This is a genomic window from Pseudomonas sp. BB438 (genome assembly GCF_057180225.1).
The window spans coordinates 6386791-6403450 of record NZ_CM170001.1; the positions used below are offsets into that span (position 1 = coordinate 6386791).

The window sequence follows — 16660 nt, forward strand, 5'->3', positions numbered from 1 at the left end:
CAGCCAGGTTCGCGAGCACGCTCGCTCCTGAGAAGAGCATCCCGGGCTCACGCAGCATCGCGCGCCGCTCCGTTGCGATGGGCGTCGGCCAGGGCCATCAGCGCCTTGAGGATCGCCGCGGAGTCGCCGATCACCGAGAGGTCGGCGCGTTTGATCATGTCGCAGCCCGGGTCCATGTTGATTGCCACCACCTTGTCGCAGGAGCCGATGCCCTGCAGGTGCTGGATCGCTCCGGAGATGCCGACGGCGAGGTACACCCGCGCGGTGACCCAGGTGCCGGTGGCGCCCACCTGGCGGGCGCGCGGCATGTGGCCGTCGTCCACCGCCACGCGGGAAGCACCTTCGGTGGCGCCGAGGGCAATAGCGGCGCGGTGGAACAGGTCCCAGTCCTTCACGCCGTTGCCGCCGGAGAGGATGAACTCGGCCTCGGCCATCGGGATCTGCGCTGGGTCCACGGCCACCGGGCCGAGGTCCTCGATGCGCGGGATGTTGCGCGCAACGCTGCTTTCAAGTTCTACGATGCGGGCTTCGTGGCGGGTCTCGCTGACCGGCTCCGCGCACTCGGCGGCGGCCAGGATCAGGCGCGGCAGCTCGCGGTGCAAGTCCTGCTGGCCAGCGCCGGCACGACCGACGCAGCGCTCGCCTTCGGCCTGCCAGACGCGGGTCGCCGGGCGCTCGCCCAGGCTGGCGGCCAACCGGCGGCCCAGTTCGCCGCCACCGCTGCGGCTGTCCGGCAGCAGCCAGTGGCGCGGGGCGAACTGGCTGTTGACCGAGCGCAGCGCCAGCACCCGTTGTTCCGGCGCGTAGCCGTCGTACTCGTTGCCTTCTACCAGCAGCAGGCGGTCGACGCCCGCGGTATCGAAGGCGGACTCCTTGTGCTCGCCGAACACCACGGCCAGCACCGCGCCGTCGCTGCCGGCAAGCTTGCGAGCCAGGCCCAGCAGGTCGCGGTCGTGGCTGGAAAGGCGGCCGCCAACCATGTCCGGCACCACGGCGATCAGGAACGCCGGTTGTTCGAGGATCACCAGCGGCAGCTGCACCAGGTCCGGCGCGCTGCTGCGCTTGCCACCGGTGCCCTGCTGGCCACCGGAGCGATCGATTCGCTTGACGCCATGGGGCCCGATGAAGCCGACCGCATGGGGGTTCTTGCGCACCACGCCGTGGGGGCCCATCCAGCGGCTCTCGCCGCCCTGGGCCGATTGCATGGCCGCGTGCAGCGGGTGCAGGCGATTGCGGGCGATCCACTCGGCGCGCGGGTCGCGGCGGATGATGTCGCTCATGCGAAATACTTCCTTTGGCTGCGGCTACCCTCTTCCCCCGCCCTCTCCCTGAAGGGAGAGGGAGCTATCCGTGCTGCTCTGTGGGGGATGGGGCCTGTAGGCAATTCGGTGCAGCGGGATATCCGGCTAAAACTGCGGTTCGTCACTGCACGGACGGTCCCCTCTCCCTTCAGGGAGAGGGTTAGGGAGAGGGAGCAAGGACCTTGCGCCATCAGAAAGGCATTCATCAATGCACCTCCACCGCTTCTTCACGACGCGCCAGCGAGGGCTTTTTTGCCGGCACCTCGGTGGCCTCGATGAGGACCTCGGCGACCAGTTCGGCAATGTCCTTGATCTCCGGGCGCGGCGCGACCACGCCTTCGAGCATCGCGGTGCACTGCGGGCAGCCCACGGCCACCAGCTCGGCGCCGGTTGACTGGATGTCCGCCATGCGCATGTCGGGAATCCGCTGCTTGCCGGGGATGTCGGTGATCGGCGCGCCGCCACCACCGCCGCAGCAGCGCGAGCGGAAGCCGGAGCGTTCCATTTCCTTGACCTCGATGCCGATGGCCTTGAGCACGTTGCGCGGCGCTTCGTACTCGCCGTTGTAGCGGCCGAGGTAGCACGGATCGTGGTAGGTCACGCTGTCGGCCTTGCTCTGGCCGAGGTTCAGCGAACCCTTCTGCACCAGCTCATCGATGAAGGTGGTGTGATGCAGTACCTGGTAGTTGCCGCCGAGGGCGCCGTATTCGTTCTTCAGCACGTGGAAGCTGTGAGGGTCGCAGCTGACGATGCGCTTGAAGCGGTACTGGGCCAGGGTGGCGATGTTGCGCCTGGCGAGGATCTGGAAGGTGGCTTCGTCACCCAGGCGGCGGGCCACGTCGCCGCTGTCACGCTCTTCCAGGCCAAGCACGGCGAAGTCGACGTTGGCGGCCTTGAGGATCTTCACGAAGGCGCGCAACGTGCGCTGGTTACGCATGTCGAAGGCGCCGTCACCGACCCAGAACAGCACGTCGGCCTGCTGCTTGTCGCTCATCAGCGGCAGGTTCAGGTCCGCTGCCCAGTTCAGGCGACCGCCGGGGTTGAAGCCGCCGGGATTGTCGGTGGCGATCAGGTTTTCCAGCACCTCGGCGCCCTTGTTCGGAGTCGCACCTTTTTCCAGAGTCAGGTGACGGCGCATGTCGACGATGGCGTCGACATGCTCGATCATCATCGGGCATTCCTCGACGCAGGCGCGGCAGGTGGTGCAGGACCAGAGGGTCTCGGCATCCACCAGCGCCTTGCCGTCCAGGGCGACGATGGGCTGGTGCGGGCCGCCGCAGTGTTCGCCGAGCGGTTTGCCGGGATACGGGGAGCCGGCGAAGTGGGCGTCATTGCCGCCGGCCAGGCCGATGACCATGTCCTGGATAAGTTTCTTCGGGTTCAGCGGCTGGCCAGCGGCGAAGGCCGGGCACATGGCCTCGCACTTGCCGCACTGCACGCAGGCGTCGAAGCCCAGCAACTGGTTCCAGGTGAAATCAGTGGGCTTCTCGACGCCCAGCGGCGCCATGGGATCGTTTAGGTCCAACGGCTTCAGGCCGGTGGAGCGGCCGCCACCGAAGCGTTCGGCGCGGCGGTGCCAGGCCAGGTGCAGGGCGCCAGCGAAGGCGTGCTTCATCGGCCCGCCCCAGGTCATGCCGAAGAACAGCTCGGACACGCCCCAGGCCACGCCGACGGCGAGGATGGCGGCGAGGAACCAGCCACCGAAACCCTCCGGCAGGATGCCGGCCACCGGCAGGGTGGCGATGAAGAAGCTCGCCGAGAACATCAGCAGGCTTTTCGGCAGGCGCATCCACGGGCCTTTGGACAGGCGCGAGGGCGGGTCGAGGCGGCGCTTGGCGACGAACAGCGCGCCGCAGAACATCAGCGCGGTGGCGGCCAGCAGGGCGAAACCGAGAATCCGGCTATGCAGGCCCAAGCCATGCACGACGATGGCCAGCAGCGCGGCGAGCACGAAGCCGCCGGCGGTGGCCACGTGGGTCCTGGACATGTACTTGTCGCGCTCGACCACGTGGTGCAGGTCCACCAGGTAGCGGCGCGGCATCTTCAGCAGGCCGCCGACCCAGTCGACCTGGGCGGGCCGGCCACGACGCCACATCGCGAAGCGCTTCACGGCACCCAGCACGGCAAGGCCGAGGGCGGCGAAGAGCAGGATGGGGAGGATGATGTTGAGCATTTCTGGTCTCCCTACGGGACCTCAGGGGGCACTGGGCAAGCTCCCTCTCCCGCAAGCGGGAGAGGGCGGGGGGAGAGGGTGTTTCCGGCCGGCTCAGTCACTCCGCCCACCGCCCTCTCCCCAACCCTCTCCCTGAAGGGAGAGGGGCAGTCCGTGCCTACCGGACATCACGAGCCATGTCTTAGAAGTCCTTGCACAGACGCAGTGCGTCATAGATCGCGGCGTGGGTGTTGCGCTGGGCCACGCAGTCGCCGATGCGGAACAGCAGGTAGCCGTCGCCCGGCTCGCTGAGGCACGGCTGCGGCTTGATCGCGAACAGCGCCTCGACGTCGATCTGGCCCTTGTTGCGCGAGCCCTGCTTGAGCGCGTAATACAGGCTCTCGTCCGGACGCACGCCGTTCTCCACGACGATCTGGTCGACCACCCGCTCCTCTTTGGCGCCGGTGTATTCGTTCTCCAGCACCGCCACCAGCTTGTCGCCCTCGCGGTAGACCTTCTCCAGCATCAGGTCGCCGGTCATGATCACTTCCTTGGGGTACATGCTGCGGTAGTAGGTCGGGAAGGTGGTGCCGCCGATGGCCACGCCCGGCTTGATGTCGTCGGTGACGATCTCGACCTGGGCGCCCTTGTCGGCGAGGAAATCCGCCACCGACATGCCGCTGAATTCGCAGATGGTGTCGTAGACCAGCACGTTCTTCCCCGGCGCGACCGTGCCGTCGAGCACGTCCCAGCTGCTGACGACCAGCCCGTCGGCGGCGCCCCAGTGCTCGTTCTGCTCCAGGAACGGATGGCCGCCGTTGGCCAGCACCACCACGTCTGGACGCAGGTCAAGGATGGTGTCGGCGTCCGCGCCGGTGCCCAGGCGCAGGTCGACGTTCAGTCGCGCCAGCTCCAGCTGGTACCAGCGGGTGATGCCGGCGATCTGGTCGCGCTGCGGGGCTTTCGATGCCGTGGTGATCTGCCCGCCGAGCTGCTCCTTCTTCTCGAACAGGGTGACGTCGTGCCCCCGCTCGGCGGCGACGCGCGCCGCCTCCATGCCGGCCGGGCCGCCACCGACGACCACGACCTTGCGCTTCAGGCCGGTGGTCTTCTCGATAATGTGCGGCACACCCATGTATTCACGGGAGGTGGCGGCGTTCTGGATGCACAGCACGTCCAGGCCCTGGTACTGGCGGTCGATGCAGTAGTTGGCGCCGACGCACTGCTTGATCTGGTCGACCTGGCCCATCTTGATCTTGGCGATAAGGTGCGGGTCGGCGATGTGCGCGCGGGTCATGCCGACCATGTCCACGTAGCCGCCTTCGAGGATGCGCGTGGCCTGGTTCGGGTCCTTGATGTTCTGCGCGTGCAGCACCGGCACGTTGACCACTTCCTTGATGCCGGCGGCCAGGTGCAGGAAGGGTTCCGGCGGGTAGGTCATGTTCGGGATGACGTTGGCCAGGGTGTTGTGGGTGTCGCAGCCCGAGCCGACCACGCCGATGAAGTCGATCATGCCGGTGTCGCTGTAGTACTTGGCGATCTGCTTCATGTCATCGTGGGTGAGGCCGTCCGGGTGGAACTCGTCACCGCAGATGCGCATGCCGACGCAGAAGTCATCGCCGACTTCCTTGCGCACGGCCTTGAGCACTTCCAGGCCGAACTTCATGCGGCCCTCGAAGGTGCCGCCCCACTCGTCGGTCCGCTTGTTGACGCGCGGGCTCCAGAACTGGTCGATCATGTGCTGGTGCACAGCGGACAGCTCGACGCCGTCCAGGCCGCCTTCCTTCGCCCGACGTGCCGCCTGGGCGTAGTTGCCGATCACCCGCCAGATCTCTTCCGGCTCGATGGTCTTGCAGGTGGCGCGGTGCACCGGCTCGCGGATGCCCGAGGGCGACATCAGGGTCGGCCAGTTGAAGCCATCCCAGCGCGAGCGGCGGCCCATGTGGGTAATCTGGATCATGATCTTGGCGCCATGCTTGTGCATGGCGTCGGCCAGGTTCTGGAAGTGCGGGATGATGCGGTCGGTGGAGAGGTTCACCGAGCTCCACCATTCCTGTGGGCTGTCGATGGCGACCACGGAGGAACCGCCGCAGATGGCCAGGCCGATGCCCCCCTTGGCCTTCTCCTCGTAGTACTTCACGTAGCGCTCGGTGGTCATGCCGCCGTCGGTGGCGTAGACCTCGGCGTGGGCGGTGGAGAGCACGCGGTTGCGGATGGTCAGTTTGCCGATCTGGATCGGCTGGAACATTGCCTCGAAAGCCATTGCGGCATCCTCTGAAAACTACTGCGCTCGGTTATGCAGCGTTGGAGGCTGAATCGAAAATGCTCATTTACTGCTCGTAAACTCTGCTTTTCGATTCAGCCTCCGCCTCGCCTACCCTTCGCTCGCTACGTTTTCAATCTCGATTGAATGGGGTTGTTAGAGGGGTTTGACGACGAACAGGCCGTCGTCGTGGCCGTCCTCGGCGCCGCTGTAGACCTGCTCGGCCACGGTGCGGAGGTCGCTGCCGCGCGCCTGGAGGATCTGGTCCATGGCGCCGGCGAACCAGCCGGTGAACATGTAGTCGACCTTGCGGTTGACCTTGCCGTAGACGTACACGAAGGCCGAGTGCTTCAGACGCACCTGGGCGGTGCCCGCATCGAGGTCGATCTGCTCGATCTGGAACAGGCCCCAGCCGCGCTGGGACAGGCGCTTCATGTAGTGCTCGAAGACGTCCACGCCGGCCAGCCCGTGGCACTCGGCTTCCTTCTCGCACCAGTGCCAGGCGGACTTGTAGCCGGCCTTGTAGAGAATCTGCGCATAGCGCTCGGCGCCCAGCTCTTCCTCGATGCCCATGTGGTTATTGACGAAGAAGTGCCGCGGTACGTAGAGCATCGGCAGGGCGTCGGTGGTCCAGACGCCGGTTTCGCTGTCGACTTCGATGGGCAGTTCGGGGGCGTGTTTGGCCATGGTGGCAAGACTCCAGAATTCGTGTGTGCGGTTGCCCTCTCCCCAGCCCTCTCCCTGAAGGGAGAGGGAGCTATCCGTGCATGCGGAAGGTCAAGTGCATGCCGGCGGCTCTGCTCCCCTCTCCCGCTTGCGGGAGAGGGGCTGGGGGAGAGGGCGCTGTTGAGGTTGAATCACTCGCCCCAGACGTCCTTGAGGACGCGCACCCAGTTCTCGCCCATGACCTTGCGCACCACGCGCTCGGGCATGCCGCGCTTGAGCAGGGTCTCGGTGAGGTTGGGGAATTCACCCACGGTGCGGATGCCCAGCGGGTTGACGATCTTCCCGAAGTTGGTGAGGCGGCGGGCGTACCCCTTGTCGTGGGTCAGCCACTCGAAGAAGTCCTGGCCGTGGCCCTGGGTGAAATCGGTGCCGATGCCGATGGCGTCCTCGCCGACGATGTTCATCACGTACTCGATGGCTTCGGCGTAGTCGTCGATGGTCGAGTCGATGCCCTTGGCGAGGAAGGGGGCGAACATGGTCACGCCGACGAAGCCGCCGTGGTCAGCGATGAACTTCAGCTCGGCGTCGGACTTGTTGCGCGGGTGCTCTTTGAGGCCCGACGGCAGGCAGTGGGAATAGGTGACGGGCTTCTTCGACTCGAGGATGACTTCCTCGGAGGTCTTGGAGCCGACGTGGGACAGGTCGCACATGATGCCAACGCGGTTCATCTCCGCGACGATCTCGCGGCCGAAGCCGGAGAGGCCGCCGTCGCGCTCGTAGCAGCCGGTGCCGACCAGGTTCTGGGTGTTGTAGCACATCTGCACGATGCCCACGCCCAGCTGTTTGAAGATCTCCACGTAGCCGAGCTGGTCCTCGAACGCGTGGGCGTTCTGGAATCCGAAGAGGATGCCGGTCTTGCCCTGCTCCTTGGCGCGGCGGATATCGGCGGTAGTGCGTACCGGGATCACCAGGTCGCTGTTCTCGCGGATCAGCTTCTGGCTGGCGACGATGTTGTTCACCGTGGCCTGGAAACCTTCCCAAACCGACACGGTGCAGTTGGCGGCGGTCAGGCCGCCCTTGCGCATGTCTTCGAACAGCTCGCGGTTCCACTTGGCGATGATCAGGCCATCGATGACGATGCTGTCGGCGTGAAGTTCGGCTGGGCTCATCTTGGCGTCTCTCTATTCAGGCAAGGCGGTTGCGGCGGGACTTGTGCCGACGCTTTGCAGGCAGGATATCCCTGCCCCCGGAGGCGACCCGGTTCGAAAACGACCAGGGTCATACCGAAAGCGTCAAGCCGGCGACATGGGCGACAGCGTTTGCGTCGCGATGGGGAATGCGGGGGATGGAGGCCGCGAATTACGGGGGCGCAGGGGATGAAGGAGCGAGCTTGCTCGCGAACGCTCTTGCTGGCGGGCACGGCGCAAGAGCCAAGAGCGCCCTCTCCCTAACCCTGGCTACGCGCCCCGCTCCGAAGGGAGCGGGGACTGAGTGGAGCGGCGGTGAGTTCGGAGCTCATATGAAACCACCGTATCGCCGATAGCTACGCAGCAGGGAGCTCCAAACTCCCAGCCGGCGCGATCTGACTCCCTCTCCCTTCAGGGAGAGGGCCGGGGAGAGGGTTTACGGCGGCGGCACCGAGCCCGCCGGGGAGAGGTTCGCGAGCAAGCTCGCTCCCACGAAGAGCAACCGGCGTCAGCGCTTGCGCCAGCAGGCAAAGAGGTTCCACGCCACCAGGCCGGTGACGAAGGCGGAGCTGCTGTAGAAAAGCATGGCGTCCACGTGGCTTCCTCAGTAACGACAGCGCTAACGACAACGCCCCCGGAAACGGGGGCGTTGGGGGGGCAGGGCTTACTTCTCGGCGACCAGGCGGGCGTGGGCGGACTCTTCTCCCAGGTTGTTCAGCATCCGCTCGCTGTACCAGTCGAGGAAGTTGATCACGCCGAACTCGTAGGTCTTGGAATACGGCCCCGGCTGGTAGGCGGTGGAGTTGATGCCGCGCTGGTTCTCCTCCGCCAGGCGACGGTCCTGGTCGTTGGTGGCGTCCCAGACTTCACGCAGGCGGGCGACGTCGTAGTCGACGCCTTCCACCGCATCCTTGTGCACCAGCCACTTGGTGGTGACCACGGTTTCCTGCGCGCTGACCGGCCACACGGTGAAGACGATCATATGGTCGCCCATGCAGTGGTTCCACGAGTGCGGCAGGTGCAGGATGCGCATCGACCCCAGGTCCGGATTCTGGATGCGGCCCATGAGCTTCTTGCTGCCCTGCTTGCCGTCCATGGTCATGGACACGGTGCCCTGCAGCAGCGGCATGCGCACGATGCGGTTGCGCAGGCCGAAGCTGGCGTGAGCGTAGGGAATCTTCTCGGCATCCCAGGCGGTGGTACAGGCCGACACCTGGTCCTTGAACGCCTGGCTGGCGCGTGGGTCGGTGACGTCGTCCCACTCCAGCAGGGTGTTCAGCAGCTCCGGGTGCGAACCATTGCAGTGGTAGCACTCGCGGTTGTTCTCCAGCACCAGCTTCCAGTTGGCCTTTTCGCGCAGCGTGGTCTGCACCGCGACCTTGGCGTTCTCCATGTCGTACGGCTCCATGTAGTGCTCGAGCGTACGCAGGAAGTCATCGATGGCCGGCGGGTTCTCCGACAGCGAGATGAAGATGTAGCCGCCGGCGGTCTTCACGTTCACCGGTTTCAGGCTGTAGTCCTTCATGTCGAAGTCGGCGCCCATCTCGGTGCCGGCGAACAGCAGGCGGCCGTCCAGCTCGTAGGTCCACTGGTGATAGGGGCAGACCAGCTTGGCGACCTTGCCCTTGTCGCTCACGCACAGGCGCGAGCCGCGGTGGCGGCAGACGTTGTGGAAGGCGTGGATCTGTCCTTCCGCGCCGCGCAGGACGATCACCGGGTTATCGCCGATCTGCAGGGTGAGGAAGTTGCCCTTGGCGGGGATTTCGCAGGTCATGCCGGCGATCAGCCACTCCTTGTGGAAGATCTCCTGCATGTCCAGCTGGAACAGGCGCTCGTCGTTGTAGAAGGGCTGCGGCAGCGAGAAGCTGTGGTCGCGGCTGCGCAGCATCTCGGCGGTGGCCTTGCGGGCCGGTTCCAGCGGATCGCCCAGACTCAGGGTAGTGGTGACGTCCATTGCTAGTCCTCATGCCGCAGCCGGGTCGGGCTGCCGGCGGAAATAAGTGGCTGATACGGTGTGCCACGCAGGGCAGTGGCGGCAGGTGCGCAGCGCGCCGAGTGCGCTTTCCCGCCGTCCTCGTTCAACCGGAAGGGGTTGCTCGGCATGGAGCTGAGTGTGGGGCCGCAACCCCGGATTACCCTTATCCATGGGCGACACGGCCAGATCATTTCCCGACGCGCAACGGCACGTCTCAGGCGGCAGGTCGCGATAAGCATGCAAATGTCGTTGGCAGGTAAATGCAGCGACCATCCTCGTGCACACAATCCGTCCCATCAGGCATGCCGAAAGGCCCCGTGCTTTCCACGCTCAGACCGAGCAGGCAAGCAGGCCCCGGCGCTGCCCCATCAGGCCCAGCACGGCCCGCGTGCGCGGAGAGACAGCATGTCGACGAACAACTTCCTCAACCCGGTGAACACCCAGACCTGGGCCAACGGGCGCCACCTGGTGCGCTGCGTGAAGGCCATCCAGGAAACCTGGGATGTGCGCACCTTCTGCTTCATGGCCGACGCGCCGATCATGTTCTTCTTCAAGCCGGGGCAGTTCGTCACCCTGGAGCTGGAGATCGACGGCCAGCCGATCATGCGTTCCTACACCATCTCCAGCTCGCCCTCGGTGCCCTACAGCTTCTCCATCACCATCAAGCGCGTGCCCGGCGGCAAGGTCTCGAACTGGCTGCACGACAACCTCAAGGAAGGCGACCAGATCCCGGTGCACGGGCCGGTGGGCAACTTCAACGCCATCGACTTCCCGGCCGAGAAGGTGCTGTTCCTCTCCGGCGGCGTCGGCATCACCCCGGTGATGTCCATGTCGCGCTGGTTCTTCGACACCAACGCCAACGTCGACATGGTCTTCGTGCACAGCGCGCGCACGCCCAAGGACATCATCTATCACCGCGAGCTGGAGCACATGAACTCGCGGATCAACAACTTCAAGCTGTACCTGGTCTGCGAGAAGTACGAGATGGGCGAGTCCTGGGCCGGCTACCGGGGCTTCCTGAACAAGGCGATGCTGCAATTGATGGCACCGGACTACCTCGAGCGCGAGGTCTTCTGCTGCGGCCCGACGCCCTACATGCACGCGGTCAAGCGCCTGCTCGAAGCCGAGGGCTACGACATGTCGCGCTATCACGAGGAAGCCTTCGGCCCGACCCCGCCGGAAGTGCGCGCCGACGTGAAGGAACTGGCTGCCGAAGCCGCCGAGGCACCGGCCGTACCGCTGGCCGAGCAGAACCTGGTGGAATTCTGCGACACCGGCAAGAGCATCCGCGTCGCGCCGGGCGAAACCGTCCACGCCGCCGCCGCCAAGCTCGGTCTGCACATCCCCAAGGCCTGCGGCATGGGTATCTGCGGTACCTGCAAGGTGATGAAGCGCTCCGGCGAGGTCGAGATGGAACACAACGGTGGGATCACCGACGAAGACGTCGCCGAGGGTTACATCCTGTCCTGCTGCAGCGTGCCCAAGGGCGACGTGGTGATCGAATACTGATCACAGCCTGCCCCCACCTGCCCCACACGTTACCCACTGAGTTATCCACAGGCTGAAGGTGTCCCGGCGCCAGGCCGGAGACACCTCCGGCCGAGCCGCCTGGCCGCCTCGATCCCGCCTGCAACCCGCATGCCACGTGGCTTTCGCCTGTCCTTCGAACACACCGGACAAGCGCGCGTAGAGGCCCAACCACGGGCCTCTTCGAGCACCGGCTGCGACGAATATCCACATTCGCTCAGTCTTCTTCCGGGACCGCCTTGTAGCCGCTGGACAAGCGTTGCTGCACGTCCTGTGGGACGGCGCTGTAATGGCTGGAAGAAAGGCTGTAGAGACCCTGACCGGCGGTGATGGATTTCAGCCGGTTGGCGTAACCGTCCAGCTCCGCCAGCGGTACCTGGCCGCGCACCAGGGCAACGCTGGCCGACAGCGACTCGGTGCCCAGCACCTGGCCACGGCGCCCAGTGAGATCGGCGGTGATGTCGCCCAGGTGGGATTCCGGCGTCGTCACCTCGATCTGCATCACCGGCTCCAGCACGATGCCGCCGGCATTGCGCAGCGCATCGAGCATGGCCTTGCGCCCGGCGGCCTGGAAGGCGATGTCCTTGGAGTCCACTGAATGGCTCTTGCCGTCGAAGACCGTGACCTTCACGTCCTCCACCGGGAAGCCGGCCAGCGGCCCGGCGGCCAGCGCCGAGCGCACGCCCTTCTCCACCGAGGGGATGAAGTTGCCGGGAATCACCCCGCCCTTGATCGCATCGACGAAGGCGAAGCCCTCGCCGCGTGGCAGCGGCTCGATGCGCAGGAACACCTCGCCAAACTGCCCTGCCCCACCGGTCTGCTTCTTGTGCCGGCTATGACCTTCGGCGCTGCGGGTCGCGGTTTCGCGGTAAGGCACGCTGGGCGCGCGAGTCTGCACGTCCAGCTTGTATTGCCCGGCTATGCGTTCCAGCAGGTAGCGCAGGTGCAACTCGCCCATGCCGCGCAGCACGGTTTCCTGGGTGGAAGCGTTGTAGTCCAGGCGCACACAGGGATCTTCGGCCTGCAGGCGCTGGAGGATTTCCGCCAGGCGCTGCTCGTCGCCGCGCCGGCTGGCCTCGATGGCCAAGCCCTGCATGGGCGTGGGGAAATCCAGCGGCTTGAGGTGGATCTGGTCCTCGTCGTGGGAGTCGTGCAGCACCACGCCGTATTCCAGTTCATCGACCTTGCTCAGCGCGCCGAAGTCGCCGGGGATCAGCCACGGCGCCTCTTCATGTTTCTTTCCCTGCAGGCGCAATAAATGACCAACCTTGAACGGTTTGCGCCCATCGCCGGCGAACAGCTGCATCTCCCGGCGGATCGTGCCCTGGTGCACGCGGAACACCGCGAGACGGCCGACAAAGGGGTCGATCACCACCTTGAACACATGGGCCAGCACAGCGGCGGCCGGATCGGGAGTGGATTTCACCGGGTGCTCGGCGCCCTTGTCGTCGGTGCGCAGGAACAGCGGCGGGTTGCCCTCGGTGGGGTTGGGCGCCAAGCGCGCGAGGATGCTGGCCAGCTCAGGCACGCCGGCGCCGGTACGGGCGGAGACGAAGCACAGCGGAATCAGGTGACCTTCGCGCAGGGCGCGCTCGAAGGGTTCATGCAGCGCCTCGGGCGCCACCTCGCCCTCCTCCAGGTAATGCGCCATCAGCGCCTCGTCCACCTCCACCACCTGGTCCACCAGCGCCTGGTGCGCCTCGGCCACGGAGGAGAAGTCAGCCTCGCCGTCGGGACTGAAGAAACAATCCACAACCCGCGTGCCGCCCCCGGCAGGCAGATTGATCGGCAGTACTTCCTTGCCGAACGACGCGCGCAAACCCGCCAGCAAGGCTGGCAGATCGACGCGTTCGGCATCGATCCTGTTCACCACCAGCATCCGGCACAGCCCGCGCTCCCCGGCCCAGTCCATCATGCGGCGGGTGCTCAGCTCGATGCCGTTCTGCGCGTTGACCACCACCAGCGCAGTTTCCACGGCCGCCAGTGCCGGCAGCGCATGGCCGATGAAATCGGGATAACCGGGGGTGTCGATCAGGCGGACGTGCGCGCCTTCGTGCTCGAAGTGCACCAGGGCGGCAGCCAGTGAGTGATGGTACTCGCGCTCCAGCGGGTCGGAGTCGCACAGGGTGTCGCCGCGCTCCAGCGAGCCCATGCTGGGAATGGCGCCGCTGTGCTGCAGCAACGCTTCGGCAAGCAGGGTCTTGCCGCTGTCACCGTGGCCGACCAGGGCGACGGTGCGGATCTGTTCCACCGAGTAACTGGACATGCTGAATCTCCCGCCCCCAGGGTGAATGAAGTATAGGCAGCAGGCTCTGCACCCCTGGACAAATATTGATCAGCTCGACGCAGACCAGCAACAGCGTGCCTTGCAGCGATCCATCCACAACTCGCCCACACCTTCCTGGCAGAACGCTGCACAGCCGATGTGGAAAACCCGTCAGAAAATTCGCTGAAAGCCAGCAACAGCGGGACTTTCGCCATGTGATCAAAAAACGTACTGACGAAGCAGGGGCGCGTCCGGCGCGGCCTCCAGCGATCTGGGTACAGGTTGTCCACACCTTCTGCGAGATTCGCCCCACAGGCTTTGTGGAACGTTTCACCCAGCTCCCGGTATTGGGGAAAAGTGAAAGCGGATCAGTTATTTGCACCGATCGCTGATCAATCTTTGAGCAAACCTCTGGAAGCCCCGCCAGGCCTGGTTGTGGCGATGTTTTCCACAGGAGGCACACAAGAGGGTCAACACAAACCGGGGATAGCGGTGGAAAGATCGTGCACAGAAATGTCGGCGCAATCGATGCACAGGCGTGCAAGTGATTGAAAATGGGGGATTGATCAGAAAACAGCCAGCTTCTGGGAGACCCCGCAGCATCAGCTTCGCAGACACCTCCCAACAGTTTTTCCACAGGTTGGACAAGCATGCCTCCACAGCGGCTGTGGAGATCTCCACAGCACCCACATCCACGCCTGAAAGCCACGAATGACGGGGATTTGTTGAAAATTAAGGACGATTTGGCGCTGTTCATGAAAGTGCCACGCCGCGCTCATTTTCCACCAGCTTATCCACAGCTTTATCACACGGTTGCCCCCGGATTTTCGCCAAACGCTGAAACACAGCCGGAGCGGCTGCCCGTGGGGGGCGAGGCTATGCTGGATTTCCCCCAGCAGAGGAGCCAGTCCCATGATCCTGACCACCACGCCGACCCTCGAAGGCAAGACCATCCAGGAATACCGCGGCATCGTGGTCGGCGAGGCGATCCTCGGCGCGAATGTGTTCCGCGACCTGTTCGCCGGCCTGCGCGACATCATCGGCGGCCGCTCCGGCGCATATGAGAAGGAGCTCGGCAGGGCGCGGGAGATCGCCTTCGAGGAACTGCAGGAGCGCGCGCAGGAACTGGGTGCCAATGCCGTGGTTGGCATCGACCTGGACTACGAGGTGGTGGGACAGAACGGCAGCATGCTGATGGTCAGCGTGAGCGGGACGGCGGTGCGCATATAGCGGCGCTGAACCTGTAGGAGCGAGGGGGACGCCTAGTTCTTGCTCGCGAACAACCGTAGATTCGCTTCATACCGTGGGATCCGGCGGAATGCGGTTCGCGAGCAAGCTCGCTCCTACGAAGAGCCGTCTTGATCAAAAGTTGAGCGGAGGATTGCAGGCAACGTCCCCCGTGGCCTGCAGGCATTCATCCACAGGTTGGGGACAGGTTGCGCGAGCAACCGTCCCCAGCCCCTGGGGACAACTCAGGCGCCCATGACCTTACGGATATCCGCCGCCAGCTGCTCGACACGTGCGATTTCGGTATCCCACGAGCACATGAAGCGCGCACCGCCGGCGCCGATGAAGGTGTAGAAGCGCCAACCCAGCTGGCGCAGGGCTTCCAGGGCGGGCTCGGACATCTGCAGGAAGACGCCGTTGGCTTCCACCGGGAACATCAATTGCACGCCCGGCACGTCGGCGACGCGCTCGGCCAGCAGCTGTGCACAGCGGTTGGCGTGGCTAGCGTAGTGCAGCCAGGCATCGTCCTGCAGCACGCCGACCCAGGGCGCGGCAAGGAAGCGCATCTTCGAGGCCAGCTGGCCGGCCTGCTTGCAGCGGTAGTCGAAGCCTTCGGCCAGTTCGCGATTGAAGAACAGGATGGCCTCGCCCACCGCCATGCCGTTCTTGGTGCCGCCGAAGCAGAGCACCTCGACGCCGGCCTTCCAGGTCAGCTCGGCCGGCGTCGCGCCGAGGAAGGCACAGGCATTGGAGAAGCGCGCGCCGTCCATGTGCAGGTGCAGGCCCAGCTCACGGCAGGTTGCGCTGAGCGCCTGCAGCTCGTCCGGGCGGTAGACGGTGCCGACCTCGGTGGCCTGGGTGATGGTGACCACGCGCGCCTTCGGGTAGTGGATGTCCTGGCGCTTGAGGGCAATCTCACGGATCGCCTCGGGCGTCAGCTTGCCCTGCGCGTCGGTGCGCGCCAGGAGCAGCTTGGAGCCGTTCGAGAAGAACTCCGGCGCGCCGCACTCGTCGGTCTCGACGTGGGCGGTCTCGGCGCAGATCACGCTGTGATAGCTCTGGCACAGTGCCGCCAGGGCCAGGGAATTGGCCGCGGTGCCGTTGAAGGCGAAGAAGACTTCGCAGTCGGTCTCGAACAGCTCGCGGAAGTAGTCGGAAGCGCGGGCGGTCCACTGGTCGTCGCCGTAGGCGCGTTCGTGGCCGCGGTTGGCTTCGGCCATGGCCGCCCAGGCTTCGGGGCAGATGCCGGAATAGTTGTCGCTGGCGAACTGTTGGGTGTTGTCGGTCATGGTGCGGCCTCGGAAAACGTTGTACGTCAGACAGCAGCGTAGCAACGGATAGTCGCTCGCCACCGGAGGGCGCAGGCCTCCCGCTCACGGGAAGCCGCGGGATGGATCAGGGCAGTTTGGTCAGTGCCATCTGCTCGGAGATGGGTACGAACAGCTCGCGCAGGGACTGGGCGGTACCGCCGTTGGGCTTGTCCGGCGAAGTCATGTTGAGCACGTAGCGGCCCTTGATCAGGCCGGTCAGGCTGGACTCGCCGGCCCTGTCGTCCGGGCTCGGCACGCTGATGGCCAGCGGGTCGCCCATGCGGGTGCTGTCGATCACCGGCAGGTATTGCTCGCCGCCGAATTGCGCGGCGGTGCCGTTCTGCAGGGCGGCCTGGCGCGCCTGGTTGAGCAGCGAGACGTTCTTGGCGGTGGTGTCGCGCAGCTTGGCCTGGGCGGCCAGGTACTGCTTGGCGGCCTCGCCCTGCTGGTCGGCGCCCGGCGCCGGCAGACCGGTGTCGGTCAGGGTCACGACCAGATGCTGGCTGCCATCGGCCTTGCCGTAGACGATGGTGGCATCGTCATAGCCGCACTCGCGGGACAGGTAGGGATAGCCGTAGATGGCCTTGGTCGGCGGCAGCGCCTTCTCCAGCACATGGCCGGTGCAGCTGTCGCCCGCCGGGGTAGCGGCGGCGTTGCTGGCGGCCTCGGGAGCGGTGGCCTTGACGGGTTTGCTGTCGTCACCACAGCCCTGCAGCGTCGCGGTGAGCAGCAGGGCGGAAAGCAGAGTCAGGGAGCGGTTCATGGCGTCCTCGCATTTCGTGAGAC

The 16660-nt window shown here is 65.5% G+C and carries 11 protein-coding genes; 2 read left to right on the forward strand and 9 right to left on the reverse strand.

The window, feature by feature from the left end; genetic code table 11:
- Positions 1 to 47: 47 nt before the first annotated feature.
- From etfA to gbcA, 6 genes are all read right to left on the reverse strand, one after another.
- Entirely contained in the window at positions 48 to 1280 is a 1233-nt protein-coding gene (gene etfA, locus AC1ZV1_RS29390) for an electron transfer flavoprotein subunit alpha (protein ID WP_484294823.1), read from the reverse strand.
- Between the two features lie 226 nt (positions 1281 to 1506).
- A complete protein-coding gene (gene dgcB / locus AC1ZV1_RS29395; RefSeq protein ID WP_484294824.1) occupies positions 1507 to 3474 on the reverse strand; it encodes a dimethylglycine demethylation protein DgcB in 1968 nt (655 codons plus the stop codon).
- Between the two features lie 181 nt (positions 3475 to 3655).
- Positions 3656 to 5716 (reverse strand): dimethylglycine demethylation protein DgcA, encoded by a 2061-nt coding sequence (gene dgcA, locus AC1ZV1_RS29400; protein ID WP_484294825.1) that lies wholly within the window; start codon positions 5714 to 5716, stop codon positions 3656 to 3658.
- Positions 5717 to 5872: 156 nt separating this feature from the next.
- Positions 5873 to 6403 carry a DUF5943 domain-containing protein gene (locus AC1ZV1_RS29405; RefSeq protein ID WP_484294826.1) on the reverse strand — a complete coding sequence of 177 codons (531 nt, stop codon included), beginning with the start codon at positions 6401 to 6403 and terminating at the stop codon, positions 5873 to 5875.
- Positions 6404 to 6573: 170 nt separating this feature from the next.
- Positions 6574 to 7551 (reverse strand): dipeptidase, encoded by a 978-nt coding sequence (locus AC1ZV1_RS29410; protein ID WP_484294827.1) that lies wholly within the window; start codon positions 7549 to 7551, stop codon positions 6574 to 6576.
- Between the two features lie 682 nt (positions 7552 to 8233).
- On the reverse strand, positions 8234 to 9523 hold the full coding sequence (gene gbcA / locus AC1ZV1_RS29415) for a glycine-betaine demethylase subunit GbcA (protein ID WP_484294828.1): 1290 nt from the start codon (positions 9521 to 9523) through the stop codon (positions 8234 to 8236).
- A gap of 426 nt (positions 9524 to 9949) precedes the next feature.
- On the opposite strand from gbcA, the gene gbcB reads away from it, so the two are divergent.
- Complete coding sequence (gbcB, locus tag AC1ZV1_RS29420) at positions 9950 to 11053, forward strand: glycine-betaine demethylase subunit GbcB (RefSeq protein WP_484294829.1); 1104 nt, start codon at positions 9950 to 9952, stop codon at positions 11051 to 11053.
- A 235-nt stretch (positions 11054 to 11288) separates the two neighbouring features.
- On the opposite strand, the gene fusA is transcribed toward gbcB, so the two are convergent.
- On the reverse strand, positions 11289 to 13337 hold the full coding sequence (gene fusA / locus AC1ZV1_RS29425; RefSeq protein WP_484294830.1) for an elongation factor G: 2049 nt from the start codon (positions 13335 to 13337) through the stop codon (positions 11289 to 11291).
- Positions 13338 to 14249: 912 nt separating this feature from the next.
- Here fusA and AC1ZV1_RS29430 point away from each other — a divergent pair.
- Entirely contained in the window at positions 14250 to 14567 is a 318-nt protein-coding gene (locus AC1ZV1_RS29430; RefSeq protein ID WP_484294831.1) for a heavy metal-binding domain-containing protein, read from the forward strand.
- A gap of 242 nt (positions 14568 to 14809) precedes the next feature.
- Here the strand turns inward: AC1ZV1_RS29430 and AC1ZV1_RS29435 are convergent, their stop codons facing one another.
- Positions 14810 to 15853 carry a threonine aldolase family protein gene (locus tag AC1ZV1_RS29435; protein ID WP_484294832.1) on the reverse strand — a complete coding sequence of 348 codons (1044 nt, stop codon included), beginning with the start codon at positions 15851 to 15853 and terminating at the stop codon, positions 14810 to 14812.
- 106 nt (positions 15854 to 15959) lie between these two features.
- Positions 15960 to 16637 (reverse strand): hypothetical protein, encoded by a 678-nt coding sequence (locus AC1ZV1_RS29440; RefSeq protein WP_484294833.1) that lies wholly within the window; start codon positions 16635 to 16637, stop codon positions 15960 to 15962.
- Positions 16638 to 16660: the final 23 nt, after the last annotated feature.